The 26,656-nt window shown below is 56.8% G+C and carries 28 protein-coding genes; 15 read left to right on the top strand and 13 right to left on the bottom strand.

The features are described 5' to 3' along the window. Positions 1-17 precede the first annotated feature (17 nt). On the top strand, positions 18-1,301 hold the full coding sequence (locus tag RLW55_RS02310; protein ID WP_423415446.1) for a Glu/Leu/Phe/Val family dehydrogenase: 1,284 nt from the start codon (positions 18-20) through the stop codon (positions 1,299-1,301). Positions 1,302-1,383: 82 nt separating this feature from the next. On the opposite strand, the gene RLW55_RS02305 is transcribed toward RLW55_RS02310, so the two are convergent. From RLW55_RS02305 to RLW55_RS02290, 4 genes are all read right to left on the bottom strand, one after another. Further along, on the bottom strand, positions 1,384-1,737 hold the full coding sequence (locus RLW55_RS02305) for a hypothetical protein (protein ID WP_013946064.1): 354 nt from the start codon (positions 1,735-1,737) through the stop codon (positions 1,384-1,386). Positions 1,738-1,756: 19 nt separating this feature from the next. Next, entirely contained in the window at positions 1,757-2,164 is a 408-nt protein-coding gene (locus RLW55_RS02300; protein ID WP_409562027.1) for a VOC family protein, read from the bottom strand. Positions 2,165-2,235: 71 nt separating this feature from the next. Continuing rightward, on the bottom strand, positions 2,236-3,489 hold the full coding sequence (locus tag RLW55_RS02295) for an RNA polymerase sigma factor (RefSeq protein ID WP_423415445.1): 1,254 nt from the start codon (positions 3,487-3,489) through the stop codon (positions 2,236-2,238). A gap of 1 nt (position 3,490) precedes the next feature. After that, complete coding sequence (locus RLW55_RS02290; protein WP_409562029.1) at positions 3,491-3,880, bottom strand: YciI family protein; 390 nt, start codon at positions 3,878-3,880, stop codon at positions 3,491-3,493. A 230-nt stretch (positions 3,881-4,110) separates the two neighbouring features. On the opposite strand from RLW55_RS02290, the gene RLW55_RS02285 reads away from it, so the two are divergent. Together RLW55_RS02285 and RLW55_RS02280 are read left to right on the top strand one after the other, a co-directional pair. After that, the gene (locus RLW55_RS02285) at positions 4,111-4,584 is read left to right on the top strand and encodes an SRPBCC family protein (RefSeq protein WP_423415444.1); all 474 of its coding nucleotides are present in this window, start codon (positions 4,111-4,113) and stop codon (positions 4,582-4,584) included. Positions 4,585-4,614: 30 nt separating this feature from the next. Next, the gene (locus RLW55_RS02280) at positions 4,615-5,025 is read left to right on the top strand and encodes a hypothetical protein (RefSeq protein WP_423415443.1); all 411 of its coding nucleotides are present in this window, start codon (positions 4,615-4,617) and stop codon (positions 5,023-5,025) included. Between the two features lie 109 nt (positions 5,026-5,134). On the opposite strand, the gene RLW55_RS02275 is transcribed toward RLW55_RS02280, so the two are convergent. Continuing rightward, complete coding sequence (locus RLW55_RS02275) at positions 5,135-6,103, bottom strand: SDR family NAD(P)-dependent oxidoreductase (protein WP_423415442.1); 969 nt, start codon at positions 6,101-6,103, stop codon at positions 5,135-5,137. A gap of 136 nt (positions 6,104-6,239) precedes the next feature. Here RLW55_RS02275 and RLW55_RS02270 point away from each other — a divergent pair, with 136 nt between their 5' ends. Next, the gene (locus tag RLW55_RS02270) at positions 6,240-6,833 is read left to right on the top strand and encodes a TetR/AcrR family transcriptional regulator (RefSeq protein ID WP_423415441.1); all 594 of its coding nucleotides are present in this window, start codon (positions 6,240-6,242) and stop codon (positions 6,831-6,833) included. A gap of 49 nt (positions 6,834-6,882) precedes the next feature. Next, positions 6,883-7,464: a nucleoside 2-deoxyribosyltransferase gene (locus tag RLW55_RS02265; RefSeq protein ID WP_423415440.1), complete on the top strand. Its 582-nt coding sequence runs from the start codon at positions 6,883-6,885 to the stop codon at positions 7,462-7,464. 60 nt (positions 7,465-7,524) lie between these two features. Here RLW55_RS02265 and RLW55_RS02260 read toward each other — a convergent pair whose 3' ends face one another. Continuing rightward, positions 7,525-8,298 carry a carbon-nitrogen hydrolase family protein gene (locus RLW55_RS02260; RefSeq protein ID WP_423415439.1) on the bottom strand — a complete coding sequence of 258 codons (774 nt, stop codon included), beginning with the start codon at positions 8,296-8,298 and terminating at the stop codon, positions 7,525-7,527. Between the two features lie 218 nt (positions 8,299-8,516). Here RLW55_RS02260 and ssuE point away from each other — a divergent pair, with 218 nt between their 5' ends. Beyond that, a complete protein-coding gene (gene ssuE / locus RLW55_RS02255; RefSeq protein WP_409562036.1) occupies positions 8,517-9,062 on the top strand; it encodes an NADPH-dependent FMN reductase in 546 nt (181 codons plus the stop codon). 90 nt (positions 9,063-9,152) lie between these two features. Here the strand turns inward: ssuE and RLW55_RS02250 are convergent, their stop codons facing one another. The 6 genes from RLW55_RS02250 to RLW55_RS02225 all read right to left on the bottom strand — a co-directional run bounded on the left by RLW55_RS02250 (position 9,153) and on the right by RLW55_RS02225 (position 15,368). Then, positions 9,153-10,469, bottom strand: coding sequence for an NtaA/DmoA family FMN-dependent monooxygenase (locus tag RLW55_RS02250; RefSeq protein ID WP_409562037.1), 1,317 nt, complete (start codon positions 10,467-10,469; stop codon positions 9,153-9,155). A gap of 55 nt (positions 10,470-10,524) precedes the next feature. Continuing rightward, positions 10,525-11,418, bottom strand: a complete 894-nt coding sequence (locus RLW55_RS02245; RefSeq protein ID WP_423415438.1) for an ABC transporter ATP-binding protein — start codon at positions 11,416-11,418, stop codon at positions 10,525-10,527. After that, on the bottom strand, positions 11,415-12,233 hold the full coding sequence (locus tag RLW55_RS02240) for an ABC transporter permease (RefSeq protein WP_423415437.1): 819 nt from the start codon (positions 12,231-12,233) through the stop codon (positions 11,415-11,417). Before RLW55_RS02240 ends, RLW55_RS02245 begins: the two co-directional genes overlap by 4 nt. Position 12,234: 1 nt before the next feature. Then, a complete protein-coding gene (locus RLW55_RS02235) occupies positions 12,235-13,305 on the bottom strand; it encodes a putative urea ABC transporter substrate-binding protein (protein WP_423415436.1) in 1,071 nt (356 codons plus the stop codon). A gap of 339 nt (positions 13,306-13,644) precedes the next feature. Continuing rightward, on the bottom strand, positions 13,645-14,622 hold the full coding sequence (locus RLW55_RS02230; RefSeq protein WP_423415435.1) for a helix-turn-helix domain-containing protein: 978 nt from the start codon (positions 14,620-14,622) through the stop codon (positions 13,645-13,647). A gap of 212 nt (positions 14,623-14,834) precedes the next feature. Next, the gene (locus RLW55_RS02225) at positions 14,835-15,368 is read right to left on the bottom strand and encodes a DNA-3-methyladenine glycosylase (RefSeq protein ID WP_409562042.1); all 534 of its coding nucleotides are present in this window, start codon (positions 15,366-15,368) and stop codon (positions 14,835-14,837) included. 334 nt (positions 15,369-15,702) lie between these two features. Between RLW55_RS02225 and RLW55_RS02220 the strand changes: the two genes are divergently transcribed. The 4 genes from RLW55_RS02220 (at position 15,703) to RLW55_RS02205 (ending at position 18,434) form a co-directional block, all read left to right on the top strand. Continuing rightward, entirely contained in the window at positions 15,703-16,644 is a 942-nt protein-coding gene (locus RLW55_RS02220) for a metallophosphoesterase family protein (RefSeq protein ID WP_423415434.1), read from the top strand. Between the two features lie 13 nt (positions 16,645-16,657). Next, positions 16,658-17,029: a c-type cytochrome gene (locus RLW55_RS02215; RefSeq protein ID WP_423415433.1), complete on the top strand. Its 372-nt coding sequence runs from the start codon at positions 16,658-16,660 to the stop codon at positions 17,027-17,029. 47 nt (positions 17,030-17,076) lie between these two features. Then, positions 17,077-17,619: a sigma-70 family RNA polymerase sigma factor gene (locus RLW55_RS02210; protein WP_423415432.1), complete on the top strand. Its 543-nt coding sequence runs from the start codon at positions 17,077-17,079 to the stop codon at positions 17,617-17,619. Between the two features lie 311 nt (positions 17,620-17,930). After that, complete coding sequence (locus tag RLW55_RS02205; RefSeq protein WP_423415431.1) at positions 17,931-18,434, top strand: anti-sigma factor family protein; 504 nt, start codon at positions 17,931-17,933, stop codon at positions 18,432-18,434. 27 nt (positions 18,435-18,461) lie between these two features. Here the strand turns inward: RLW55_RS02205 and RLW55_RS02200 are convergent, their stop codons facing one another. Then, positions 18,462-19,223: an FCD domain-containing protein gene (locus tag RLW55_RS02200; protein ID WP_409562047.1), complete on the bottom strand. Its 762-nt coding sequence runs from the start codon at positions 19,221-19,223 to the stop codon at positions 18,462-18,464. A gap of 181 nt (positions 19,224-19,404) precedes the next feature. Between RLW55_RS02200 and RLW55_RS02195 the strand changes: the two genes are divergently transcribed. The 5 genes from RLW55_RS02195 (at position 19,405) to RLW55_RS02175 (ending at position 26,521) form a co-directional block, all read left to right on the top strand. Beyond that, the gene (locus RLW55_RS02195) at positions 19,405-21,048 is read left to right on the top strand and encodes an L-lactate permease (protein ID WP_409562048.1); all 1,644 of its coding nucleotides are present in this window, start codon (positions 19,405-19,407) and stop codon (positions 21,046-21,048) included. A gap of 73 nt (positions 21,049-21,121) precedes the next feature. Continuing rightward, complete coding sequence (locus RLW55_RS02190) at positions 21,122-21,574, top strand: (2Fe-2S)-binding protein (RefSeq protein WP_013946111.1); 453 nt, start codon at positions 21,122-21,124, stop codon at positions 21,572-21,574. Between the two features lie 2 nt (positions 21,575-21,576). Then, positions 21,577-23,937 carry a molybdopterin cofactor-binding domain-containing protein gene (locus RLW55_RS02185; RefSeq protein ID WP_423415430.1) on the top strand — a complete coding sequence of 787 codons (2,361 nt, stop codon included), beginning with the start codon at positions 21,577-21,579 and terminating at the stop codon, positions 23,935-23,937. Positions 23,938-24,494: 557 nt separating this feature from the next. After that, positions 24,495-25,871 carry a sensor histidine kinase gene (locus RLW55_RS02180; protein ID WP_423415429.1) on the top strand — a complete coding sequence of 459 codons (1,377 nt, stop codon included), beginning with the start codon at positions 24,495-24,497 and terminating at the stop codon, positions 25,869-25,871. After that, on the top strand, positions 25,868-26,521 hold the full coding sequence (locus tag RLW55_RS02175) for a response regulator (RefSeq protein ID WP_423415428.1): 654 nt from the start codon (positions 25,868-25,870) through the stop codon (positions 26,519-26,521). Before RLW55_RS02180 ends, RLW55_RS02175 begins: the two co-directional genes overlap by 4 nt. Positions 26,522-26,656 lie beyond the last annotated feature (135 nt).

Below are 26,656 nucleotides of genomic sequence, written 5' to 3'. Positions count from 1 at the left end.
ACAGCGATAAGAAGCGCATGACCAACATCACAGAAAAGACGTCGCCGCCGTTGTCATATGCAAAGTCTTCATTTCCAAGCCCCTGGGCAACGTATCTTGCCCAGGTCGATCGCGTAACGCCCTATCTCAAGAGTTTGGCTCGTTGGGTGGAAACGCTCAAACATCCCAAGCGGACGATGATTGTCGACGTGCCTATCGAAATGGACGATGGCATCGTCCGTCATTTCGAAGGTTTTCGCGTGCAGCACAATCTTTCGCGCGGGCCTGGCAAAGGCGGCCTTCGGTTTCATCCGCAGGTTACGCTGGAAGAGACAATGGCACTCGCTGCCTGGATGACGATCAAGACGGCCGCGATGGATCTGCCATTTGGAGGGGCAAAGGGCGGTATTCGCGTTGATCCGTTTGCGCTGTCGGACAACGAGCTGGAAAAGATTACGCGGCGCTATACCAGCGAAATCAGCATCATTATCGGCCCGCAAAAAGATATTCCGGCGCCAGATGTCAATACCAATGCCCAGGTTATGGCATGGATCATGGACACCTACTCGATGCAGGTCGGGTTTACAGCGTCAGGTGTCGTAACGGGAAAGCCATTGCATCTTGGCGGTTCGCTGGGGCGCGTCAAGGCAACGGGACGCGGTGTCTTCGTTACTGGACGCGAAGCGGCATCGCGTATGGGCTTGAGCCTCGAAGGCGCGCGGGTCTGCGTGCAGGGTTTCGGCAACGTCGGTTCGTCCGCGGCGGAGCTTTTCGTTCTCAATGGTGCAAAGGTGGTCGCGCTACAGGATCAGTGGGGCACCGTTATCGATGAAGCGGGGATCGACGTTCCCGCGCTGATGATGAGCGCGCCGTCGAGAAAAGGGATTGGCGGATCGCCGGACCTTAACGATGCATTCTGGAACACGCCCTGCGATATTCTGATTTTAGCGGCCCTGGAATCGCAATTGACGGCCGAGCGCGCGCGCCGGACGACGGCAAAGCTTGTGCTTGAGGGCGCCAACGGACCGACCCTGCCTGATGCCGACGATGTTCTTACCGACCGCAATATTCTCGTGGTGCCGGATGTCATCTGTAACGCCGGCGGCGTGACGGTGAGCTACTTTGAATGGGTCCAGGATTTTTCGAGCTTTTTCTGGAGCGAGAACGAAATCAATTCGCGACTCGATACGCTTATGGTTGAAGCTTTCCGCAAGATATGGGCATGCGCGGATTTCAATAAGGTTTCGCTACGAACGGCCGCTTATATCGTGGCTTGTGAGCGAATCCTGGCTGCTCGAGAGGCGCGGGGGTTATATCCATAATAGCGGTGGTAGGAGATTGACGGGGGCGCGAGATATCACGCGCCCTCGAAGATTTTGCGATGGATAGGCCGAAGCGGAGCTATTACGCCATCCCCGGAACCGGCAGGCACTCCATCACCTCGATGTGGTCGCCGGGGAAAATCGTAAAGTGAGGGTGGTTGAGGAACAGGCGCGTTGCTTCTTCCTGTGAATTGGCTTTAACCACCGTCCAGGCACATAGTTCGTTGCGTGTGTCCGACATGCCGTTCTTGTCCGCACGCTTCGTTTTTCCTAGCGGCGAGCCCATTTCGGATATGACGCCGTTATGATCGGCCACCCATTTGTGCCACGCCGCCATGCCGGCTTGCTCGCGGTCTTTGCGCTCCGATTCCGGCAGCGCCTTCCAGGCTTCCATCGCGTCCGATTTTCCGAAGAAGACGGCAAGGTAGTTTTTCATTGCAGCTCTCCTGATGACATTACTTTTTTACGGGTCCGTTGATGGCCCACACGATGCCGAATGGGTCTTGGACTTGGCCGTACCGGTCGCCCCAAAACATGTCCGAGATGGGAACTTTCGAAGTGCAGCCCGCCGCGATTGCCCGCTCGTACCATGTGTCAGTGTTATCGACGGCGAGCGTAATGTTGAAGGCTGCGGGCGGGACCGGCGCATAGCCGTGCTCGGGGAAAAAATCGCTGAGCATCACGGACGAACCGTTGATGTAGAGATGGGCATGCATTGTCCTTCCCTGCTCGTCGGGCGGGACGAGCGCGGCCAGGGTGCCTGCAAACGCGCGTTGATAGAATTCCGCTGCTTTCACTGCGCCATCTATGGATAAATAGACGATGGCGCCGCCTTTTACCGGCGCCTTGACACTTTCGGTCATGATTTCCTCCGTCTTGATCGCACCTCAAGGACGGTGCTTCCGGTCGTCATCCGACAGGGTGGATAAAAAAATCATTCGGCGTCACGGATGATCCGGTCCAGGTGCTGGCGAATATGAGCCGCCTGAGCTGGCGTCGTGGCCAGAGATATAGCGCGATCGAAATCAGCGCGTGCTTCCGCCGTTCGACCGAGTTGCAATAAAAAAGCGGCGCGGGCGCCGAAGTAATGAAAATACCCGGACAACGGTTTCTCGAGCGGCTCGATCATGGCAAGAGCTGCGTCGGGTCCGCGAAGTTTTGCGGCTACCACGGAGCGGTTCAACGTGACGACGGGCGAAGGCTGCATGTGTTCGAGGGCGGCGTAAAGACCGTCGATCGCCAGCCAGTCGGTTTCCTGGAAGCTGCCGGCGCGGGCGTGTGTTGCTGCGATGGCAGCTTGGACCTGGTAGGGGCCTGGACGGTCATGGCGCATGGCTTTGTCCAAGAGAGCCACGCCTTCGTTGATCAATTTTGTGTTCCAGAGATTTCGATCCTGATCTTCCAGCAGGACTGCTTCGCCCTTGTCATCGAACCGGGCGCGCAAACGTGATTGCTGCAGCATCATCAACGCCGTCAGCCCCATGATTTCCGGTTCTGTCGGATAGAGTCGCAAAATTAATCGTGCCAGGCGAATGGCTTCATCGCATAGAGACGCGCGGGCAGGGTCGTTGCCCGCCGTATAGCCTTCGTTAAAGAGCAGATAGATCATCGTTGCGACGGTCGCGAGACGTTCGGATCGTTCAACCGGCCCTGGCGTTTCGAACGGTACGTCGGCTTTCGCTATTCGAGCCTTGGCGCGCGTGATGCGTTGCTCCATTGCAGCATCGCTGACAAGGAATGCGCGTGCGATCTGTGCGACGGAGAGGCCCGAAACGATACGAAGCGCCAGCGCAACTTGTTGTGTCGCGGGAAGCTCCGGATGGCAGCAGATAAAGAGAAGGCGTAAGACATCGTCTCGGTAATGCGAGTCATCCAGCCGTTCAATCAGCGGAGCTTCCGCATCGCCAAGATCGGAGATCATCTCATCAGGCGGTAACGCTATGTCACGGCTTTTGCGACGGGTGCCGTCGAGAGCCGCATTGCGGCCAACCAAGATCAGCCAAGCGACCGGATCGCGTGGCTGGCCGTTTCGAGGCCAATTGCGGAGCGCGCGAAGGCAGGCTTCCTGATAGGCTTCTTCGGCCGTGTCCATATCGCGAAAGTAACGAAGAAGCGCACTGATCGCCTGCGGGCGACAAGCGGTCAGTGTGCTGTCTATCCATGTCGGATCTTGAATGACCTGGCTCATATCAATAGGCTTTGATGCGATCCTTCGGTGCGTTCTCTCGCGCTTCAGGCACGTAGAGGGCTACAGGACGGATTTCATAGACGCTCGTCGGATTGGCCGCAGAGAGTTCACGCGCAACCGTCAACGCTGCGTCGAGGTCGGGAACGTCTATGACGTAGAAGCCTAGGAGCTGCTCTTTGGTTTCGGCGAACGGGCCGTCAATAACCATGTCGGGACCGCGCAGTGTGGTCGCGGTGGTGGTCGGCAAGAGTCGTAGCGCGGGGCCGAGCTTGCCTTCTTTGACGAGCTTCTCGTGAACTACATTCAGCCGCCCCATCACGGCGTCGTCTTCCTCCTTGCTCCAGGACCAGACGACGTCTTCTTTATTATAGCAAAGCAGTGTGTAGAGCATGGCGTCTCCTCTGTGTTCGCTTCCAGGACGTCTCAACACCTATCAGTCCGACATATTCAATAGAAAAAAGCGGTACGGCATCGGGTATAGGGCTGTCGCTCCGGATTGCGAATGAACATTCCAAAAAAATCACCCATTCCTGTTGTCGGATGGGCGGCGCAGCAAACGTCTTGAAGACAGAGCGGAGCCGATAACGGCTTTGCCGCGACCGCGAAAAAGGGAGAAGCGTTGTGTCGGACAAGCAGAAAGCGACTGCAGCAGCCACAAATACCGTTCGATTGCATCGTGTCTTTGCCACCAAGCCAGAGAAGGTCTATCGGGCATTTCTGGATGGCGATGCTATGGCGCGTTGGCTGCCGCCTTACGGCTTTATCTGTCACGTCGCGCAGATGGACGCAAAGGTGGGCGGCAAGTTCAAAATGTCATTTAAGAACTTCACGAGCGGAAAAGTGCATTCGTTTGGCGGGGAATATCTGGAACTCGTTCCGAACGAGCTCATCCGCTACACGGATAAATTCGACGATCCCAATCTTCCCGGCACCATTCATGTCACCGTTGTGCTGAAGGCCGTTTCAGTCGGGACGGACGTCAGCATTGAGCAATCTGGCTTGCCGGCCGTCATTCCGGTCGAAGCCTGTTATCTCGGGTGGCAACAGTCGCTGGAGCAGCTTGCGAAACTCATCGAACCGGATATTCCGGATTGAGTCTATGTGCGCATTTGCCGACGAGCCGCCATGAAGTACGCCATCAAAGTTGAAGTGCTGGATGTGAAGGCGAAGACGTTTGCCTTCTCCTCGCAGAAGACCATGTATGGCGGCAAAAAAGTTGCTAAGGGCGATACGATCTTTGTGTTCGCCAGCGAAAATGAGGGTGGTGTTGGTCTTATCGCGAGGGGTGTTATTGTCGCTGCCGAACCGGTCGCGAGAAAACTCGGCGTCGTGAGGCAGACACCTCGCGTAAGCGTGGTCATCAAACGGACAGGCGTGGCAAAGCAAGCTCTTGGTCGCAACAACCTTAAACTTTTTTCGGATTGGGACGATGGCCGGCCTGAAACAGAACTCAACTTCAAATTCTATCGACAGGCCACGAATAAGGTCGTCGGAATTTCAGATGAAGCTGCGGCGTATCTGGATGCTTTTTTTTAGAATCTATTGCGCACTCGGCGTAGACGGTCGTTCTGCGAGTGACGAGACATCGCCCGCGAGGAACCGCATCCTACTTTGGCAGTGGGCCGCGGTTCCTCGCGCTTAGCGATTAGAAGCGTTCGCCGACCATTTCTTCGCTTTTGGCCCACAGCGCCTTCGCCCTTTCAGGGTCCAGTGCATAAGCGCGCACTCCGCCGCTCACGATGTCCATCTTGCCATCGGTTAAGGACGCGACGTGGCAATCTTCGCAGTACTTTGCGCCGATTTCATCGGCTGGCGCTACGAAACCCGCCCACACGGTTGTTGCAGCGCCCTGCGGAACGGTCTTCCACTGGAATGGCGGTCTTCCGGCCGCTGCGGCTTGAGCATTGATCTGCTTCAATAGTTCATCGATCTCGCCGGGCTGCATATGGCGCGCAAGCTCGGTGGCGATGCCACCCGGATGTATCGCGGTGGCGCGAACGCCCTTTTCTTTGTGGCGTCGGTCGAATTCGACAGCAAACAGAATATTCGCTGTCTTCGACCGACCGTATGCGACCATGGGATCGTAAGGCGTATTCGCGAAATTCGGATCGTCGAGATCGACGTCGGAATAACGGTGGCCTGCCGAGGAGACGTTCACCAGCCGTCCACCGGGTGCGATCAATGAGGCGATGCGGTTGACGAGGACGAAGTGTCCGAGGTGATTGGTTCCAAACTGCATCTCGAAGCCATCTTCCGTGTGCCAGAAGGGCGTGCGCATGACGCCGGCATTGGCGATTACAGCGTCGAAAGGACGTCCGTCAGCCAGCAGAGCGTCGGCGCACGCGCGTACGCTTTTGAGGGAGGCGAGATCGAGATCTATAAATGTGATGCTGCCGCGGTTCTGGACTTCGGCGCGGGCTTCTGCCGTCGCACGCTCTGCCTTCGCAAGGTCGCGTACGGCACCGACGACTTCAGCGCCATGGGCTGCGAGCGCACGCGCGGTCTCGACGCCTAAGCCCGCTGAAACGCCCGTTACAAGTATGCGTTTGCCATGCAAGTTGACGTCTTGAAGGACATCTTCCGTTGTTGAGGTTGCTCCGAAAGCCGCGGCCATGACACTCTCCTTTTATCAGTAGACGCACGCCTCCATTGGCGGCGGAGCATTGTCTGCCGACCCGATTTGGCATAAAAGGAGGGTGCCTCCATTTATATACGGAGGCGTTCTCCGTTTATCAAGAGGCATTTTGTGTGTGAGCGATAAAGGTAAGCCTACTGCGGCCCGGAAGGTCCGCGTCGATGCGGAGCGCAATCGGCTTCGCCTGCTGGAAACAGCGAAAGTGGTCTTTGCGGACAAAGGATCAGCCGCGAGCCTGGAGGAGATTGCACGCGATGCCGGTGTCGGCATCGGAACGCTGTATCGGCATTTTCCCACGCGCGATGCGCTCATCGAAGCTGTCTATCGCAACGAGACCGAGCAATTGATGGCGGCGGCTATACGGCTCGCGAAAGAGCGGCCGCCAGTCGATGCGTTGCGTGCGTGGCTACTTATTTTTGTCGACTACATGGCAATCAAGCACGGGATGTCGGAAGCGTTGAGTTCACTCGTCTGCGGACCGTCAGATCTTTACGCGTCATCCGGCGCCAAGGTCACCCAGGCGATCTCGACGTTGGTCGAAAACGCGACGGCGAGTGGCGATATTCGGCTGTCGGTCGAGCCTCTCGATCTTTTGCGCGCGTTAGCCGGCGTCGCGACGATTGCGGCGGGACCATCGGGAACTGATGGGGCCAAACGTTTGGTCGATATTCTCCTGGTGGGAATTTCCACGCGCCCACAGTCCGGGTGATAGGCGTCGTCTTGTCCTGTCGGGCGCAGGGGCAAAAGCGGGAGGCATTGTGTCGAACTACAAGATTTATCTGGCAGGGCCTGAAGTATTTTTGCCCGAATTTGGAAAGCCAGTCTTCGACGCAAAAAAAGCGCTGTGTGCTGAATTTGATTTCGAGGGCGTATCACCGATGGACGGCGAGTTGGATCTCGGCAAACTCTCGGCGTTTAGCCAGGGCATCGCTATTTATCGCGGTAATCTCGATCACATGAAGAGATGCGATGCAGTGATTGCAAATATGACGCCCTTCCGGGGCGTGAGTATGGATCCAGGGACGGCATTCGAAATGGGGTTCATGGCTGCCACGGGCAAGCCGGTTCTCGGCTACACGCATGTGACGTCGCCGTTCCATCAGAGATCGAGCGGATATTACGAGCATGGTCGAGCAGATTTGCTGGAGATGTACAGCGCGGGCACGTCGGTCGAGCGTTTCGACATGCCGGACAATCTGATGATGGTGAGCGCCGTACATGAGAGCGGATTTCGCGTTCATCAAGTGGATGTTCAGGCGGGCACCGAGCTGACTTCCCTGGAAGGATTTCGCTCCTGTCTGATTGATTTGTCGGCGCTTTGCGGCAATCGGCGAGTATAAGACGTTTTCAATAGAATTCTTCGGTACGTCGGCCCTCGCGCGGTATGCGGCCGATGTCTCTTATTTCTCTGCTGATAGTCGCAGATCATCGCTCTGTGTTGAGAGCGAACCTATAGGATAGGTGGTCGGGAGTTCCGCAAGCAAAAGTGCTTCGCCACGAATGCCCGCTCTCGCTAAGTCCAGGCCGTCGGGACCGCTGATGCCGCTCATGCCCGTATACTCAAGTTCCGCTTCGGTACCGCAATGATTTGCATAGGCGAGAAATAGTCCATTCTCAAGTGCGCGGGCGCGGACGAATGTGGTCGGAACCTCGACAAAGGGAAGCATATTCGCGGTTGGCGCGACGATAAGATCCGCGCCGCGTCGCTTCAATGCGCGGGCGAATTCTGGAAATTCGATATCGTAGCAGATTGCCATTCCGATCGTGCAGTCGCCGAGGCGGGCGACGACCAATTCGTCACCGGCGGTGAATAATTCTTGTTCTTTCGGGCCGAACAGGTGAATCTTCCGATAAAGCGCAACGAGATTGCCCTGCCTGTCGAAAAGAGCGGAACTATTGAAAACGCTTTTTCCGTCACGTTCGGCAAACCCGACACATATCGCGCAGCTTTCGCGCGCTGCGATTTTAGCGACGTCGGTGAGCGAGGGACCATCCACTGCTTCTGCCAACTCGGCTGCTCTGGAGCCGATGTTGTATCCCGTCAAGAATAGTTCGGGCAGAACGACAAGGTCGGTCCCCCAGCATGCCGCAGTGTGGACGGCTCTACCGATCGTGGCGATGTTCTTCGCTTTGTCCCCAAGCGCCGCGCTTACCTGACAGACAGCCAGTCGCATTTTATTTGAGCCCCGTATCCTGGATTACTCGTTGAGTGGCGCCTGCTTTGGCGGATGTGATCGCAAGTCTCTTTGCAAGTGTGCCGGCTTTCAAGTCTGAAGTTTGACCCCATGCGCGGATGTGCAAAGGCTTATGCATCAAAGTGCAAGACCTCTGCGGCATAGGAGTTATCGTGCACTTTATGTATATCGAAGCCCACAGGAGCTAAGTGACCTTGATGCCGTCTATCCTTGTCGTCTCTGCCAGCCCTTCCGAGAAATCGAAGACTGCGGCATTGGCGCAGCATGTTGCCGATCGTCTGACTTCGATGGAGATGGAAGCCCGGCACTTGCGGCTGAGGGATTTGCCGCCCGAGGCGTTGGTGCGCGCGGATACCAAAAATACTCAGATCGCAGAGGCGGCAGCTCTTCTTAAGGACGCCCATGGCGTCGTCTTGGTTACGCCCACCTACAAGGCATCCTATTCCGGGCTGCTCAAGGTTTTTCTCGATCTTCTGCCGCAATATGCGCTCGCGGGTAAAGCAATCCTTCCTCTGGCGACTGGCGGAACGTTGGCCCATGCGCTCATGCTTGATTATGCGTTGCGGCCAGTACTCCATGCGCTTGGCGCACGTCATTCCGTTCAGGGACATTTCGTTATCGAGAGCGTTCTCGATCCGACGTCAAATGGACTGATCACAGACGTGCGCTATAGCGAGATGCTAGATCAGGTGGTCGGTCAATTCGATGAAGCCGTGAAGTTTGCTGCGAACAGCGTTGCGTAATAAAGGTACGCTCTGTTCCTTTTTTTGTTGTCAGTATTTTGTCACGAGACGAGGCGGAGGACGAGATCTCATCTTCCGCCTCTCGTCGCATTAGAACGCGACAAGATTTTCTTTCAGCGTCTTGCCGGTGTATTCGGTGCGAACCAGACCTTTTCTTTGAAGAACAGGTACGAGGCCGTCGCACACTTCGATGACCGTCCGGCGGTTCGTCGATTGCACGGGTGTCGTGATGAGAAAGCCGTCGCCGCCTACGGCGGCCATCGTGTCAGCCATTTTATCCGCTACTTGTTCTGGCGTTCCCACGAGTTCGACCGAACCAACGATGCCGCCGGATGCTTCGACGACGAGCTGACGAAGAGTCTTATTCGAACCCCATTGCTGGAACATGTCGAGCGAGCCCTGTTCGCCGTTCGTGGTAAGCTTCTCAGGCAACGGCTTGTTGATGTCGTACTTCTTGAAATTGATATCTGTGATGGCGGAGATGAGCGCGAGGCATTGTTCCAGAAACATTGGATCGGACGTCTTGCGCGCGTTCTTTGCCTTAGCCTCTTCTTCCGTTTCTGCGAGAACCGGCGCGACGAGGAAGAGTATCTTGATGTCGTTCGGATTGCGGCCGTGGGCCTTGGCGCGTTCTCGTACGTCGTCGCGGAATGCTTTCATCTTTTCGATGCCCGGCGCCACGGCGACGATCGAGTTGGCGTGCCTGGCCGCGAAGTCGCGGCCTTTGGGGGATCCGCCGGCCTGCACCAGAGCGGGCACGCCTTGCGGTGAGCGGACGGTATTGAGCGGGCCCCGGCACTTGAAGAATTTGCCTTCAAAGTTGACCGTGTGAACTTTTCTGAAGTCGGCATACGTCGATGTCGCGCGGTCGCGAATGACGGCATCCGGCTCCCAGGAGTTCCAGAGTTTGTAGCACAGGTCCATGTATTCATCGGCCATCTCGTACCGCAGCTCGCGAGGAGGTAGTGCATCGAGGCCGAAGTTTTGTGCAGCAGCGTTTTCTGCCGAGGTCACGATGTTCCAGCCGAAGCGGCCGCCTGCGATGCTGTCAACGGTCGAAGCAAGCCGTGCGAGCAGAAACGGCGGATAGGCCAGCGTCGACATGGTGGCGACGACGCCGAGTTTGCTTGTTGCAGCGCTGATCATCGTCGCCAACGGTACGGGATCATGCTTCGGTGCAAATCCGAGAGCGTGCTTCAAGGTGATTTCAGCGGTGCCGCCGTAGGATTCGGAAATGGCGAGTTTGTCTTCGAGCATGATGTAATCGAAGCAGGCACGTTCGAGCGACTGGGCCATTTCAACGTAAAACTTGCCGTCCCAGGGGGCGCCGCCGTTCGAGAAGGGGCCTAACCATTCGTCGGCGGTGAAGTTCGTGAACCAGCCGAGATGGAAGCGTTTAGCGGTCATTCATTATCTCCATTGAGACGCTGCCGTTATTTGGTGCGTCTGCCCAACGATAAGATCACGCCTTTTGTGTCCCAATGAGATTCTGCCGCCTTTGCGCGAAACGACAAAAATTCATTCCTGATAGGAGGGATGGTTGCTTGCGGTGGGAATTGGAAAAGAGGTCGATCACATGCGGGCTTTCGGAATTCGCCTGCCAGGAGGCAAGAGTTTCACCACGCTCAATCGGCGTCTGGCCGGCAAGGTCGACATCGCGAACCAAAGTTGCGCCGTAGGCATCAGGAGCTTGGGGATCGCGCCGGACTTTACCGAATTCGAGGACGCGCGTTGCCAACGTGAATGCTTCGGTCAGATCGTGCGTGACCATGAAGACCGTCATCTGGCGATCTTGCCAAAGCTGGTGCATCAGCGTGTGGATGTTCGATTTAGTCGGCGGATCGAGGGCGCCGAAGGCTTCGTCAAGAAGCAAGACTTTCGGTCGACAGAGAAGCGCTTGGGCGATCGCAAGTCGCTGCTGCATGCCGCCCGAGAGTTGTGCCGGATAGTGGTTTAGGACGTGACCGAGGCCAACACGCCCAAGCATATCGGTTGAGGAACTTTTCGCTTGTGTGCGTTTATTGCCGAAGAGATGTCCGCCCATTTTTGATTGCGCGAGTTCTGTCCCGAGCATTGCGTTGCCAAGAACGGTGAGATGGGGAAAAACGGAGTACCTCTGAAAGACGATACCGCGATCGCGCGCGGGCTCAGTTGATATCTGTTCCTCACCGACCAGAATTTCACCGCGGGTCGCGGGCTCCATCGATAACAGAAGACGGAGGAACGTCGTCTTTCCGCATCCCGAGGGCCCGACAAGGGCGCAAAATTCGCCCTTTTGGACCGTGAAATTCAGTCGCTCGAGTACGGTCGCACTGCCGTACTCCTTCCAGACATTCTTGATCGTAATTTCACTCATGGGGCGGCCGCCTTTGCCCACGGAAAGAGCCTCGCACTCAGGATGCGCAGACCATAGTCCATCAGAAATGCAAGAGCTGTGATCCAGATGACGTAGGGTATGATGATATCCATCGCGAGGTAGCGGCGGACGAGGAAGATGCGATAGCCCAGGCCGTCGGTCGAGGCGATCGCTTCCGCAGCGATGAGAAACAGCCATGCGGGTCCGATCGAGAAGCGCAATCCATCCAGCACGCGCGGCAGCATTTGTGGTAGGACGATCCGCGTCATGATCTGCCAAGTCGAGGCGCCCATTGTTTGCGCTTTCACGAGGAGTTCGTATGGCATCTGCTCGATACGCAGCGCCAGATCGCGAATAAGATAGGGCGTTACGCCTAGAATGATCAGGACGATCTTAGAAAGTTCGTCGAGACCGAAGGCGATAAACAGAATCGGCAGAAGGGCAAGCGGCGGGACCAGCGCCAGCACGGCCACGAACGGATTGGCGAGCGCGGCAGGGTAGGGAATAAGTCCGAGAAGAGTGCCAACGACGATGGCGATCACGAAGGACGTGCCCAAGCCAATGGCAAGACGTCGGAGGCTCGAAAACGTATCGGCCCAAAACAGATACTGACCGGTGCGTGCATCCTCGGAAAAGGCAAGATGGGAAATTGCCGATCCCATCGCGCTGAAGGGCGGCAGGAGCTTGTCGTTGGGATTGGCATGCAACCTTATCTCGGAGCAGATGAGATAGAGGATGATGAGGGCGATAAAGGGCACCAACCCGAGGAAACGTGCAATCCTCGGGTTGGGCTTTATATTGATGATGCGCGGCACCTCAGAGCTTTCCCTCGGCGGCCATCTCCGTAAACTTGGTGTTGAAGCGGAATTTGATGTTCTTTGGGTCGCCGATCGTGGACCCGTCGGGGAATTCGATGCCGACGACATCTTTTGACGCCGCGTTTTGGCCAAGCAGGCCGTGCTCGAATGAGAACGTGCGGACGAGATCCATGATCCTCTTCATCTCGGCAGGGCTTTCGAATTTCAGCGTCTCTGCCGGAGTATTGAATAGGTACGTGGTGGCGAGCTGAGCCTTGAAGCCTGGAACATCGGTGCCTGATGCTGCAGCCATCGACGCGATCGCCTTGTCGGCTTCCGGCGTTCCTGAGTTCATCAGGGCCAGCATTTCATACCAGGCTCCCGTCAGAGCTTTGCCGAAGTCGGGATTGTCTTTCAGCGTTTGGGTGTTCACGGCCATGACGTCCATGATCTCACCGGGGATCTTGGAGCTATCGAAGACGAGCGTTGAGCCTGGAACCTTTTTGATGTCGCTCAGCATCGGGTTCCAACTCACGATGTTCTGAATATCGTTAGAGCTGGTGAAAGCTGCGACGCCGTCACTCTCCGTCGTGTTGACGGTCTTCACATCGCGCTCTGACAGCCCGACGCTGTTCAAGGCGCGCGCGAGCAAGTAGTGGGAAACTGAGAATTCGACGAGGTTGACCTGCTGGCCTTTGAGGTCGGAAACCGATTTGCCCTTCTTCATGACGATGCCGTCGTTGCCGTTGGAGTAGTCGCCCATGATGAGGACAGTCGTGTCGACGCCGCCGACGGCCGGGATTGTCAATGTATCCATTGTAGCCATCCCGCAACCGTCGAACTTACCGGCGGTATATTGGTTGATGGATTCGATGTAGTCATTGAGCTGAACGATATCGATGGTGATGTGATATTTGTCGGCCCACTTCTTGAGAATGCCGTGGTCGGCGAGGTAACCCCACGGCATCCAGCCTGCGTAGATCGACCAGGCAACCCGGAAGTGATCTTTCTTTTCCGCCATCGCGGGCGTCATGAAGGCCAGACAGCATGTCGCGAGTGCGATGAGTGTCGTGAGCAGGCGTTTTCGCATCAAATTAATTCCCTGGGTTTGCCGTGGTCGAACTTCGCAAGTTCGTGCGGATGCCGCCGGCAATGCCGAGCAGCCTTATTGGCTTCGGAGAATGGAAGTTCTGATGGTGTGTTGCCGGAGCTTGCCAATTTAGTTGGGGGCTCCGTGCATTTGCTTGGCACGATAACAGTCTGATCTGGCCCACACTTGCAGGTGAGCGCACAATCGATTGCGCAATCGCGCAACGTGTCATTTTCGATTTGAAAAAGTCGCGCGTACGATGCAAGCAGACGGGTTGCCGCAGCGAGGCTCGGTCCCCGTAGCCCCATTATCTTTCGAAAAATCGTTTCAGCTTGCGCGTCAGGAGGGCATTTGTGCGCGTTCTTTTGCACGCGACGCAGCGGCGCGCACTTCGCGGGGCGTCATTCCATAGCGTGCCTTGAAGTGTCGGCTGAATTGAGCTTGATCGCTGAAGCCCCAGCGATAAGCGATTTCGCTAATGCTCTCTTTTCTATGGGTTTCGGCAAGTTGCGCGCGGCATGCTTCCAAACGCGTGTCCCGGATCCATTGCGCTACGGAGATGCCGCTGCCCTGAAAGAGCGTGTGAAGATAGCGCACGGAGATGTTGCATGCCCGTGCAATCATATCGAGGGAGAGCGATGGATTGCCGATGTTTTGCTTCACAAAGCGCTCGACACGACCGAGATGTGCGCGCTGAACCGATGTCTGAGCGCTATTTGCCGCGTGATCGTCGGATTGAAGGGCGAGCACGAAGAGCTCGATAAATGTGTTGCCGACGCCTTCGGCGGAGGCTTGCTCGGATGAGCCGAACCGCAATGGAACGTGGCGAACCATATCGAACAAAAGGCCGCCAACTCCGCAATCGCCGTCGAAAAGGCGGCCGAAGAACGGGTCAAGCGAGCGGATATACCGTTTCACGGATGCCAGCGGTATCTTCAGGCACCAGACTTCGTTCGGGGTCGCTTGGAGAAAATCAGAAGGCGTGCGTCCTTTTTCGATGAAGAATTGTTTTTTCGGGCACGTCAGCTCGATGCCGTCCTGTGCGAAAAAGATGTCGGAAGCCGATGAGAATGAAACGATGATGTTGTCTTCGTTATCGCTTTGAACGTGCTCGGTGCCGCGAATATAGCGGATCTCGTCGGACCGCATCCAAGTCAGCGTGGCGGTGCCGAGGTCCCAATTTCGCAGGACAGCGTTGAATGATTCAGGCTGCCGATATGATGCTTCGACCGGAAAGATCGTTTCGGAGACCGCATCCTGCCATGTGCGGATGCGTTGCGGTGGGGGCATCGCGTCGACAGAAAATTCGCGGTACATCCAGTCATCCCGCTGCGGTGAAAGCCAACGAGAGGAAAGCAACTTTGATGCCAGTCACAGATTGCGATGAGATACACGGAAAAAGCGCTATTTCTCAACCTAGCGTCGAGAGACTCAGTTCTTGAGAAAACGGGGGTCGGCTGAATTATTTGCGAAACGCGCAAATTTTGGACTTTTTGTCCGACCGGTCTGGCGCGGCGGCTTAGCTGTCCTCAAATTCTGACGAAGCGTAGTTTTTTGGCGGCCCATATTGGGCCTGCGTAATCGACGCCGATGCGCGGCGTTGAGTGAATGCGGAGTTTCGCTGCGCTCTCGCTCGTATCCGCAAACCAAAGTCCGGTTTTGGGTGTAGCTTCTCGGCCGTGGAAGCTGGCATCGATGCCCATCGACGCGGTGACGCGGCCGGGACCGCTTACTCCTTCGATGCCTCGGATGAGCACAGCCGATGCGTCACCCACCTTGCCCGTCACGATATTGAGCATCCAATGGATGCCGTAGATGCGGTAAATATAAAAGCGTCCCGGCGGCCCGAACATGACTTCAGTTCTCGCCGTTCTTCCTTTGGAAGAATGCGAGGCAAGGTCGTGAACTCCTTCGTAGGCCTCGGTTTCGGTTACGGCCAACGCGGTTCGCATTTTCCCGATCCGACGCACGAGGTTTTTTCCGAGGAGATCGCGCGCAACCTTTGCGGCCGGACGGTCAAAGAACGCCTGCGGAAGTACATTGCTGCCGACAACGGAGTCCAATATCTACTCCCCAAGATTGACGATCCGAGTTCCGCTTAATCGCTCGCACATTTCGATATTTCTGCTGTATGCGATCTAATTCAATGTCAAGACTGAGGTCGGGACGAGCATCTCGTTCCTAATGGTCGCGACTGGCTGAGCGCAGCCAGTTGCAGCTGGGGGCCGGCGCCTACACACCAAATGCCCAAGCTTGCCAAGATCTGCATCATGCTGTGGCCGATTCCATATCGAGGCGACATCAAATTTTTCTTAGCGAGATGGAATAAAGCGCCAGGAGCACGAGTCTTCCCTTTCAGACTGCCAATTCGCGGGCTTTTGGAAGGGAATGCAGAAAATGGCTCAAAATTACAGGAAAGCTATCAACCGGCGGCATGCGCTGGAATGCATGATTTGGGCGGGAACCGGCGTCCTTTGGACGGTAGCGGGCGGAGTGCCGAAATCACTTTCGCTGCTCGATGACGTTGAAGCTGCCGAAGCGGCAAAAAGCGGTTTCACTTTCTTGCAAATCTCCGACAGCCATGTCGGCTTCAACAAGCCTGCCAATCCGCATGCGATTGAAACACTGAAAGAGGCGATCGGTCGGATCGACGCGCTCCCCGAGAAGCCGGCCGTTTTGCTTCACACCGGGGACATTACTCACAGCGCGAAGCCCGTAGAGTTTGACGATGCGAATGAGATTATAGGCTCGACGCGCCTGAATGTTCATTATGTCCCCGGCGAGCATGACATCACGGACCAAGCGACTGAGAAGGCCTATCTCGAACGGTACGGTAAAGGTGTAAAGGGCGGCGGTTGGTATAGCTTCGACCAACACGGCGTGCACTTCATCGGTCTGAACAACGTGGTCAATCTCAAGAAGTTTGGCTTGGGATTTCTTGGCGATGAACAGCTCAAATGGCTGGAGGACGATCTTCGAGCACTGTCGTCTTCAACGCCGATCGTTGTTTTCGCGCACATTCCGCTGTGGTCGGTCTATCCGAATTGGGGATGGGGCACGGACGATGCTGCTGTTGCGCTTGGTTACTTAAAGCGTTTTGGCTCGGTCACCATTCTCAACGGGCACATTCATCAGCTGATGCAGAAAGTCGAAGGCAACGTGACGTTTCACACGGCGCGCTCGACAGCGTTTCCACAACCTGCTCCCGGAGAAGCACCGTCACCCGGGCCGATGGTCGTTCCAGCCGGCAAGCTGCTTGGAATGCTCGGGCTGACGAGTGTCTCGTTCAAAAAGAACAAGTCGCCACTTGCCATCATAGATACGTCGTTGGCGGATTGAGGCGGATTTCAAAATGCTTCGCACTGCAAAATTGCTTCCCGCTGTCGCGGTCGGGATATTCATCATTGTTCCAAGCGCCAGGGCCGCGCCGAGTGCGGTACACGGTGAAGAGATCTACCAAAGCTGCCAGGATTGTCATTCGCTCGACACCAACGATGTCGGCCCCAAGCATCGCGGTGTATTCGGGAGAAAGGCGGGAGCAGTTCCCGATTATAGTTATTCGGTTGCGCTCAAGACTTCCGGTATAGTTTGGACCGAAGATACCCTCGACAAATGGCTCGCGGACCCGCAGAAGCTCGTTACCGGAGCGAAGATGTTTTTTCACCTCGATGCCGCCCAAGATCGAGCGGACGTCATAGAATATTTGAAAGAGCGAGCGAAATAATTTCATCGGGCGTAAAGTCCCGCTACGCGCGCTTGGAGCGAAGATCAATGGACGACCGGCAGCGGTTTAACGAGGCGGTTCTTCCGTATATCGACGATGCTTTGTCGTTGGCTCGCTGGCTGACGGGCAATGTGGCTGATGCGGAAGATGTCGTCCAGGACGCTTGCATCCGGGCTTTCAGGGCGATCGCGACAGTGAGGCCTACAGATGGGCGCGCCTGGCTTCTCGCCATCGTTCGCAATACTGCATTCACTTGGATCTCGAAGAATCGATCAAAGGCCGTGGTTGCAACTGACGATGACGGATTATTCGAACAGGCGGTGTTCGAGATGATTGAACCGCATGCGTCTCCTGAAGCTATTCTCATTGGGAAAATGGATGCGGAATATTTGCACGTCGCGATAGCGGCGCTCCCCCTGTCCTATCGCGAGGTTCTGGTCCTGAGGGAAATTGAAGGCCTTAGCTATCAAGAAATATCGCAAGTCTTGTCGATCCCGATTGGAACAGTGATGTCTCGGCTTGCGCGCGCGCGCAATCTCCTCATTCAGCGTATGGCGATGGTCGGCAAGGGAAAGGCGGGTGCAGCGTGAGCAAGCCTTATTCATGGTCATCGCGCGAAGAGTCGCTGCTTCTGCTCAACGCTTATCTAGATAATGAGCTGGATGCGGCTTCCGTTTTGAATGTTGAGCGTCAGCTTGCGAATGATCCCGCCCTTCGCGCTGAGTATGACCGGCTCACCCAGTTACGGGCCGTGCTTTCCTCTCACTTGAAAAGCGAAGTCGCCTCAGATGCTTTTCGGAAGCGTATTGCTATGCTTGCCGAAGGTCCGGAAACTCAATTTCCTAAAGAAACTGTCGTGCCGTTGTCAGCGCCTGCCCGACGATCGAATGACTGGCGACACATGGCAGCGGCGGCTGTGTTCGCTGCCGCCGTTACCGGCATGGGCATGTACGGCATTTTGCGGCCTAATCCGGAGGCGAGCGAGATAGCCGCGATCGTCGCCGATCATCAACGTTCGCTTCTTGCTGCGACGCCGTTCGATGTTGCATCAAGCGATCGGCACACCGTGAAACCTTGGTTTGACAGCAAGCTCGCGCTGTCGCCTCAGGTCATCGACCTGTCGAGCGACGGCTTTCCGCTGGCAGGCGGTCGTGTCGAGGTCATCGACGGTAAGCCTGTGCCGGTTCTGGTCTATCATCGGCGCGCACATATTATCAGTGTCGTCGCGATTCCGAAGGTTGGACAAAAAGCAACATCCGAACCGTCGCTCGTCACAACGAAAGACGGCTATTCGGTCGTCCGCTGGCGTGGACAGGACTTCGATTACATCGTTGTGTCGGACCTCGCCATGAACGAGCTCGATGAGTTCGTCATGCGCTGGCGTCAGGCCGCAGCGGAACGGTAGGCGGCGCAGCGATACTGCGCGCACACGTCAGTTTGCGAGAAGGTCGCTGCGTTTGGCCCGCAGCAGCGAGGTATTAAGCCGGGCATTGGCACGCTGAATCTCAGCGACGGTATCAAATACGAAGCGAATGTGATCAGTCGCGGCGGTTTCAGCCCGTTCCGGATCGCCTGCGATCACGGCTTTGCCGATTTCGATGTGCTGTGCGAGCAATTTTTCTCGCACGCCAGCCTTCAGATAGAGGTTCTTGCGGTTGAAAAAGATGTTGTTGCGAAGAAGCTCGCTCAACGCGCGCATCACGTGGAGCATTACGAAGTTATGCCCGGCTTCATAGACGAGCATGTGCAATGTGACGTCGGCCTCTGCCTCTTGCTCAGGATCCTGGAGTTTGTGCGCTTTTCGCATATTGCTGAGACACGAACGGATTGCCACTCGCTCCACGTCGGTTGCTCTAAGCGCTGCGTCGCGCGCAGCCCGGGCCTCGACGCACTGACGAAATTCGAAATAGTCGGCAAAGGCGTGCGCGTTGTCGCGGTATAGGTTCGCCAGTGGCGCCATGATGGGCGACAGAAATTGCGCCACGTAAGTTCCGTTCTTGGAAGATTTCAGCAGTCCACGGTGTACGAGCTTGTCGATGCCCTCTCTCAGTGAAGGCCGCGATACGTCGAGTTTCTGTGCGAGTTCTCGCTCGGCGATGAGCTTCTCGCCTGGACGCAATGCCCCCTCGAGAATGAGTTTCTCGATCTGAGACGCAATGGCGTCGGCAATTTTCGGTGTGCGCACAGTAAGCATGAAATGGCCGCCCCGGAGAATTATTGTGTCACTCTTTTAAGACTGCGCAATGAGCAATGCCATAGGTCGTTTCCGTGCAGCTATATGGCAATCAGATTTGACCGCTTCCAAGTTGTGGTATAAAAATTTTACCAAAAAGGCGGCGATGTCAAAGCAGCCGTTACCGGGGGGAACGGGTCGCATGTGGTCACAAGTTTATGACCCGTTTGGCAGTCTGCTGTTTTCGGCGGCTGTAGCTGTAATCCCGGTGTTTGTGCTCCTTGCGAGCATCGGGATTTTCGAGGTTCGAGCACATATCGCGGCGATCCTCGGCCTGACGGCTGCCTTGCTCGTCGCGATATTTGCTTACGGCATGCCGACGCAGATGGCTGGAACGGCAGCACTTTATGGCGCTGCGTTCGGATTTCTGCCGATCGGCTGGATCATTCTCAATGTAATCTTTCTCTACCGGCTTGCGAGCGAGAAAGGCGAGTTTGATGTCCTGCAGAAATCCATCGGCGCCATCAGCAACGACAAGCGATTGCAGCTTCTCTTCGTTGCCTTTTCATTCGGCGCTTTTTTTGAAGGCGCGGCGGGCTTCGGAACACCGGTCGCCGTGACGTCTGCGATGCTGATCGGTCTAGGCTTTCCGCCGCTGCCCGCTTCAGGGCTATCGCTGATCGCCAACACGGCGCCGGTTGCATTCGGTGCGCTCGGAACGCCTCTCGTGGCGTTGTCGGCCGTCACCGGCCTCGACCTTTATAGTCTGAGTGCCACAGTCGGGAGGCTGCTCGCGCCATTCGCGATCATTGTGCCGTTCTGGGTGGTCTGGGCTTTCGTCGGCTTCCGCAAAATGATCGAAGTTTGGCCGCCTATACTGGTCGCGGGCGTTTGCTTTGCAGTTCCGCAGTATCTCGTCTCGAATTTTCACGGACCTTGGCTGGTCAACATCGTTGCCTCGCTCGCATCCATGGCGGGTCTGACCTTGTTTCTGAAAGTTTGGCGCCCCAAGGTGGTGATGACCGAGGTGTCGGACTCTGGCTCTTCGGAACCATCGCCGGCGGCACACTCGACGCAGCATTCCTCAGACGCATTATGGCGCGCTTGGACGCCTTGGATCATCCTCGCGGTCTTCGTGTTCCTCTGGGGAACGCCGCAGGTCCGGGCCGGTCTTGATGGGATTTGGATCGAGAAAATTCCGGTCGCGGGGCTGCACGATCTCGTGCAGAAAATGCCGCCCGTTGTTCCCACGCCGAAGGTCGAAGCCGCCGTTTTTAACGTCAACCTTCTGTCGGCGACCGGGACGGGTATCCTGCTGTCCGCAATCGTTTCCGGCCTTTTTTTGGGCTACGGCGTTCTTGATCTCATGCGAATGTACGCGAAGACCATTTACGTGGTTCGCTATTCGCTGATGACGATCTCGTGCATGATGGCCATCGGATTTGTCACACGGTATTCCGGCAGCGACGCCACTCTCGGTCTGGCACTCGCGCAAACGGGATGGGCGTATCCGTTCTTTGGCACGCTGATCGGTTGGCTTGGCGTTGCGCTCACGGGATCGGACACGTCATCGAATGTGCTGTTTGGTGGCCTGCAGAAAATTACGGCACAGCAGCTGGGAATCAATCCAATCCTGATGGCGTCCGCCAATAGCGCTGGCGGCGTCATGGGCAAGATGATCGATGCGCAGTCGATCGTCGTCGCCTCGACCGCAACCAAATGGTACGGCCATGAAGGGTCGATCCTGCGCTTTGTGTTTTTCCATTCGCTGGCGTTGGCGATGCTCGTCGGCCTGCTCGTTATGGCCGGGACTTACCTTTGGCCTTTCAAGCTTCTTGCACTCTAGGAATGCCAGCCGGCGCAGCAGAGCAAAGTTCGCGTCATGAATTTCGAACCGACGACATAAAGGAGAGCTTGATATGTCATCCGTTACAGTAAATGGCGAGCTCCATGAATTCAGCGGCGATCCCAACATGCCATTGCTCTGGTACGTGCGCGATATCCTGAATCTCACCGGAACGAAATTCGGGTGCGGCGCGGGCGTCTGCGGCGCGTGTACGGTTCACATCGATGGTGTTGCTGCCCGTTCGTGCCAGACAACCCTTGGTGACGCCGCTGGCAAGTCGATCACCACGATCGAGGGGCTGAGCCCCGACGGCAATCACGAAGTGCAGAAGGCTTGGAGGAAGGTCAACGTTCCCCAATGCGGTTTCTGCCAAGCCGGCCAGATCATGCAGGCAGTTTCGCTGCTCGCCAAGAATCGCGCGCCATCCGACGCCGAAATCGTCGAAGCGATGTCCGGAAACATCTGCCGGTGCGGCTGCTATCAGCGCATTCATGAAGCCGTTCGTCTGGCCGCGGGAGGCGTTTGATCATGCTGCATTATCTCAAAACCGAAGCGGATACTGCTATCGAGAAGAAATCCGATGCCGAGATTTCGAACGTCAGTCGCCGCGGTGTGCTCGGCGGAATTCTTGGCGCTTCGACTTTCGTCATGGCCGTGCGCTTTGCGCCGGCAGAGGCGCGCGAGGCCTTGAAGCCCTATCCGACTGGCGGGCTCAACATGCCGAGCGGCGTCGTTTCGGATCCGCATGTCTTCATCGCCATCGCCGCGACCGGCGACGTGACGATCGTCACACACAGAAGCGAGATGGGAACCGGCATCAGGACGAGCTTGCCGATGGTTGTCGCCGATGAAATGTGTGCGGACTGGTCTCGCGTGCATCTCGTGCAGGCGCCCGGCGACGAGCCAAGATACGGCAACCAGGATACGGATGGATCGCGCAGCATGCGCCACTTCATCCAGCCGATGCGCCAATGCGGTGCGGCGATGCGTCAGATGCTGGAAGCCGCCGCAGCCGCAAAATGGGGTGCTGACGTCTCTCTTTGTCGTGCGCGCAATCATGAGGTCGCTCTGCTCGACAAAGACGGCAAGGAGACAGGCAAGGTCCTGACGTTCGGCGAACTCGCTGAAGCAGCGCTGGCACTCCCGGTGCCCGCGCCGGAGACGATCCTCTACAAGTCGCCCGACGAATTCACCCTGATGGGTAAGGGCGAAGTCCAAATCGTTGATCTTCACGATATCACGACGGGCAAGGCCGGTTATGGCGCCGATACGCGTCTGCCCGGCATGAAGTTCGCCGTCGTCGCCAGGCCCGCGGTGGTCGGCGGCAAGGTGAAATCCTACGACGCGTCCGCAGCGCTGAAGGTGCCCGGCGTCCATTCCGTGCATGAAATCGAAGGTGTCTTTACCGTTCCGAGAAAGTTCGGTCAGCTCGGCGGTATTGCCGTCGTCGCTGATACGACCTATGCGGCGATCCAGGGGCGTGAAGCGCTGACGATTGAGTGGGAGAACGGACCGAACGTCTCCTACGATACGGCCGCTTATACCGCCGAAATGTCGGCAACGGCTGCAAAGCCCGGCAAGGTTCTGCGCAATCAGGGCGATCCGGATACCGCCTTTGCAAACGCGAAGGATGTCATCACCGCAGAATATCACGGCCAGCACATGGTACAGGCTCCGATGGAGCCGCTCGTCGCGATCGCACGCATCGTCGATGGCAAGGCCGAGATCTGGGCGCCTGTCCAAAGTCCTTACGGCGCCCGCAAGGATATCGCCGAGGCGCTGAAGATGCCGATCGAGAATGTGACCGTACATGTCTCGTTGCTCGGCGGAGGCTTCGGCCGCAAATCGAAGTGGGACTTCATGCTCGAGGCGGCTCTCGTCTCGCAGAAGCTGGGCGGCGCACCCGTGCTGCTGCAGTGGACGCGCGAGGACGACATCCAACACTCGTTTTATCATACGACGTCTGTCGAGCGCATCGAGGCTGCGGTCGATGAGAAGGGCAAAGTCACGGGCTGGCGTCACCGCACCGTCGCGCCCTCGATCGTTTCGACATTCAAGGCCGACGATGGGTACCAGTTTCCCATCGAATACGGCATGGGCTTTGTCGACGTGCCGTTCGACGTCCCGAACATCCGGTGCGAGAACGGTCAGGCGATGGCACATGCCCGCATCGGCTGGTATCGCTCGGTCTCCAACATTCAGCGGGCGTTCGCAGTGCAGTCGGCCGCGTGCGAGGTCGCGCACAAGCTCGGCCGTGATCCGAAGGATTTCCTGCTCGAGCTGATCGGCCCCGACAGGGCCATAGATCCGAAGACGTCCGGCTTCCCGGCTGACTTCTGGAACTACGGCGAGCCGTACGAGGAATTTCCGATCAACACGGCCCGTCTGAAGAACGTCATTCGCGTCGCTGCCGAGAAAGCCGGCTGGGGGCAATCGCTGCCGTCGCGGGAAGGGCTTGGTATCGCTGCGCATCGCGCTTTCGCAAGTTACGTCGCAAGCGTCGTGCACGTGAAGATCGATGACGACGGGACCATTCGCGTACCGCAGGTCACCTCAGCCATCGATTGCGGCTTCCACGTCAATCCAGAGCGCATACGTTCTCAGATGGAAGGCGCAGCCGTCATGGGGATGTCGAATGCTCTCTACAGCGGCATTACTTTCAAAAAGGGTGCTGTCGAGCAGTCGAACTATTTCGATTATAACGTGACCAGGATGAGTAATTATCCGGAGAAAGTCTCCGTCCACATTATCGAAACACCAGAAACCACCCATGCGGGTGGCGTCGGGGAACCGGGCGTGCCGCCATTCGCACCAGCGCTCGCCAACGCCATCTTTGCCGCAACTGGCAAACGGCTCAGAAAATTGCCGATGGGCGAAAAACTATCGTGAGGGCGGCAAGGTCGTCACGATAGTTTTCATCCGGCGGATGCGCTGCGTGTGCGGGCAGCGCTTGTCCGCATCCGTAATGTCGTCGCATTACAAAAATCGCGACTTACAGAAGTATCCGAACCAACGGTTTTATTGAGCACGTCGTCGATAGTCACACCAGAAGCCAATTCAATCAGCTGAGTGCCCGAGTTGCTCGCTCGACTCGGTGCATTTCCTCCGGCGGAAACCTAAGCTTCAGGAGGGGCTTAGGAATTTGACCAAACAGGAGGAGCTGAGGATGTGCTCGGGCAGAATAATGTCCGATGCGGCAAACGACGTTTGGAACGGCTAAAAAGAAATTGGCTGCAGCAAGACTATCCGCGCGCCATTCCATTAGACGAGCACCACAAACAGGATCGCCGTGCCTGCTATATCCGCCCATAAGTTTAAAGGGCGCTGGCCTTCCCGGTCCTTACTGGCTTTCTCTTGCGTCAAACCGGGCAATATGCCCGCCGAGCGGCTGCTCTCTTCATTTTTACATGCAGATGGTGCACGTTGCCAAAAAACGGGAAGAGACCATGCGTCTTCTTACGCTCCTCATCATCCGGCTCATGGCGGCTGTGCTGCTTTGTCTTTCGGTCGCGATTGCGTGCCTCGTGTGGGACGCGCATCGTTCGATTGAAGGGGACGTGACCGCAACGGCAACGCGTGTCGATCAACGTCTGCAGGCCCTCTATTGGCAGCATATGGTCTGGCATAACGGCATTTCGCGAGGATCTCTCGTTCCTCTTCCGGATTGGGACACAGTCGAGACCCAGAGCATTATCTCGCCGGGCGTATGCGTAACGTTTGCTTTGCCCGGTGGCGACCCCCGCAAACTATGTAGTCAGGTTGAAGCCTTAGGGCCGCCCGCTCCAGCGTGGTTCGCACGCCTCTACCTTGCGACCCTGGGCGTGTATCCGCCCGTTGTACGACCGCTTTCAATCCACAATGAAAGTGCGGGGCCTATCGTGACCGCCGCCGATCAGGAAGCTGCGCTTCGCCGTGCGTGGAAAGAAATTTCAACGGTCGTCGACATCGCCATCATGCTGGCCGGCGGCATCGCAATCCTCGCAGCAGCTATGATCGGTCATGCCCTGCTTCCCGCGCGGTCGATCATCGGGGCGTTGCAAGAGATCGAAGAAGGGCATCTCGGGCAACGTCTCGGAAAATTCAAAAGCACTGAATTCAATCATATTGCGAATGCCGTCAACCGTCTCGCTGCAACACTGAAGCAAACAAACCAAGAGCGCATGGCGCTCACAGCGCGGTTGTTCCAAGTTCAAGAAGAGGAACGGAGGTCGCTCGCGCGCGATCTCCATGACGAATTTGGCCAAGCGCTGGCTGCCACGAGGGCACTCGCAACTGTCATCGAGGCCAGTGCGCCTGATCGGCCAAATATCGCACGTGACGCAAGGGCCATTGCAGCCACGCAAGAACGCCTGATGGGAACGCTTCGCACGACACTCATCCGATTGCGTTCGCAAAGCATTGAGGAACTGGGTTTGGAAGCAAGTCTTCGCCAGCTGATTACCGACTTCAACGCACAATCGAAGACGGGCACGATTTTTCGGCTGCAGATGACGGGGCGGTTGGCCGGCCTTCAGAAACGTGTCGCTGTAGATCTCTATCGCATTGTTCAGGAATGCCTGACAAATGCCAGCAAACACGGCCGACCAACGGAAGTAAGGGTTCGTCTCGATCATCACGGCTTTGGCGAGCCGCATGTCACGTTGAGTGTCGAGGATGACGGCGGCGGCGACAGCCGGCATCTATCGACGACTGCCGGTCACGGGATCCTTGGCATACGTGAGAGATTGGCAGGACTCGGCGGTTCTCTTCAGATCGCCGATGCGCCAAAAGGCATCTTGATATCGGCGCGCGTGCCATTGGACAGTGAAGGCGCGGCTACATGAAACCGATTTCGATACTGCTCGTCGATGACCATCCGATCGTGAGGGAAGGATACCGCCGTCTTCTCGAGTTGCGACCTCGGTTTATCGTGTGTGCGGAGGCCGAAGATGCCAACCAGGCCTATGTTGCCTACAAAGCTCATAGGCCTTCTGTCGTCATCATGGATCTGTCGCTGGTAGGGGTCAGCGGTGTGGAGGCATTGCGCCGGATCCGAGAGTTGGACAAGGACGCCAAAATCCTAATTTTCAGCATGCACGCAGGAAGTGCTTTTGCGCTCAAAGCGTTTGAGGCGGGTGCTCGCGGCTATATTACCAAAAGCAGCGCGCCTGCTGAACTCATCAAAGCAGTCGAAGTCATTGCTGAAGGCGGCCGCGCCATGAGCGAAGAAATTTCGCGCGCGATTGCTGCCGATCGCCTGAGCGGCGACAGGGCAATCGATGCCCTTTCTCCGCGCGAAACAGAGGTGCTGCGCCTCGTTGCAACCGGCCTCAGCAGTGAGTCGATTTCATCGCTGCTCAATCTTAGTTTGAAGACGGTGCGCAACATTCACTACGCCGTGAAATCCAAGATTGGCGCGGAGAACGATGCGCATCTCGTGTGGCTAGCACTCGCCGCGGGGCTTATTCCTGCGGACAGCGTGATCACGCACTAAGCGGGTATATTGCCCGGAAGCCTGAGGGCACCGTGCTCTAGTTCGCCCGAAAACTTCGAGCTACCTCTTTTCCCGTCGATCGCAAAAGCCCTCTTAGGAGGTGCAACGATTGATGCTGCTCTGCAGCCTAGTGAA

Source organism: Hyphomicrobium sp. B1 (assembly GCF_049532635.1).
Classification (GTDB): Bacteria; Pseudomonadota; Alphaproteobacteria; order Rhizobiales; family Hyphomicrobiaceae; genus Hyphomicrobium_B.
Note: the sequence above shows the minus strand (reverse complement) of the source record. Positions and strands in the feature narration are given on the sequence as shown.

What these genes read in the sequence shown, in the direction of transcription:
- RLW55_RS02215 (WP_423415433.1), top strand. Translation starts at nt 16,658, where the DNA reads ATGCTTCGCACTGCAAAATTGCTTCCCGCTGTCGCGGTCGGGATATTC.
- RLW55_RS02245 (WP_423415438.1), bottom strand. Translation starts at nt 11,418, where the DNA reads ATGAGTGAAATTACGATCAAGAATGTCTGGAAGGAGTACGGCAGTGCG.
- RLW55_RS02205 (WP_423415431.1), top strand. Translation starts at nt 17,931, where the DNA reads ATGGCAGCGGCGGCTGTGTTCGCTGCCGCCGTTACCGGCATGGGCATG.
- ssuE (WP_409562036.1), top strand. Translation starts at nt 8,517, where the DNA reads ATGCCGTCTATCCTTGTCGTCTCTGCCAGCCCTTCCGAGAAATCGAAG.
- RLW55_RS02280 (WP_423415443.1), top strand. Translation starts at nt 4,615, where the DNA reads ATGAAGTACGCCATCAAAGTTGAAGTGCTGGATGTGAAGGCGAAGACG.
- RLW55_RS02190 (WP_013946111.1), top strand. Translation starts at nt 21,122, where the DNA reads ATGTCATCCGTTACAGTAAATGGCGAGCTCCATGAATTCAGCGGCGAT.
- RLW55_RS02310 (WP_423415446.1), top strand. Translation starts at nt 18, where the DNA reads ATGACCAACATCACAGAAAAGACGTCGCCGCCGTTGTCATATGCAAAG.
- RLW55_RS02300 (WP_409562027.1), bottom strand. Translation starts at nt 2,164, where the DNA reads ATGACCGAAAGTGTCAAGGCGCCGGTAAAAGGCGGCGCCATCGTCTAT.
- RLW55_RS02275 (WP_423415442.1), bottom strand. Translation starts at nt 6,103, where the DNA reads ATGGCCGCGGCTTTCGGAGCAACCTCAACAACGGAAGATGTCCTTCAA.
- RLW55_RS02210 (WP_423415432.1), top strand. Translation starts at nt 17,077, where the DNA reads ATGGACGACCGGCAGCGGTTTAACGAGGCGGTTCTTCCGTATATCGAC.
- RLW55_RS02295 (WP_423415445.1), bottom strand. Translation starts at nt 3,489, where the DNA reads ATGAGCCAGGTCATTCAAGATCCGACATGGATAGACAGCACACTGACC.
- RLW55_RS02305 (WP_013946064.1), bottom strand. Translation starts at nt 1,737, where the DNA reads ATGAAAAACTACCTTGCCGTCTTCTTCGGAAAATCGGACGCGATGGAA.
- RLW55_RS02180 (WP_423415429.1), top strand. Translation starts at nt 24,495, where the DNA reads ATGCGTCTTCTTACGCTCCTCATCATCCGGCTCATGGCGGCTGTGCTG.
- RLW55_RS02195 (WP_409562048.1), top strand. Translation starts at nt 19,405, where the DNA reads ATGTGGTCACAAGTTTATGACCCGTTTGGCAGTCTGCTGTTTTCGGCG.
- RLW55_RS02185 (WP_423415430.1), top strand. Translation starts at nt 21,577, where the DNA reads ATGCTGCATTATCTCAAAACCGAAGCGGATACTGCTATCGAGAAGAAA.
- RLW55_RS02230 (WP_423415435.1), bottom strand. Translation starts at nt 14,622, where the DNA reads ATGTACCGCGAATTTTCTGTCGACGCGATGCCCCCACCGCAACGCATC.
- RLW55_RS02235 (WP_423415436.1), bottom strand. Translation starts at nt 13,305, where the DNA reads ATGCGAAAACGCCTGCTCACGACACTCATCGCACTCGCGACATGCTGT.
- RLW55_RS02200 (WP_409562047.1), bottom strand. Translation starts at nt 19,223, where the DNA reads ATGCTTACTGTGCGCACACCGAAAATTGCCGACGCCATTGCGTCTCAG.
- RLW55_RS02175 (WP_423415428.1), top strand. Translation starts at nt 25,868, where the DNA reads ATGAAACCGATTTCGATACTGCTCGTCGATGACCATCCGATCGTGAGG.
- RLW55_RS02220 (WP_423415434.1), top strand. Translation starts at nt 15,703, where the DNA reads ATGGCTCAAAATTACAGGAAAGCTATCAACCGGCGGCATGCGCTGGAA.
- RLW55_RS02290 (WP_409562029.1), bottom strand. Translation starts at nt 3,880, where the DNA reads ATGCTCTACACACTGCTTTGCTATAATAAAGAAGACGTCGTCTGGTCC.
- RLW55_RS02260 (WP_423415439.1), bottom strand. Translation starts at nt 8,298, where the DNA reads ATGCGACTGGCTGTCTGTCAGGTAAGCGCGGCGCTTGGGGACAAAGCG.
- RLW55_RS02250 (WP_409562037.1), bottom strand. Translation starts at nt 10,469, where the DNA reads ATGACCGCTAAACGCTTCCATCTCGGCTGGTTCACGAACTTCACCGCC.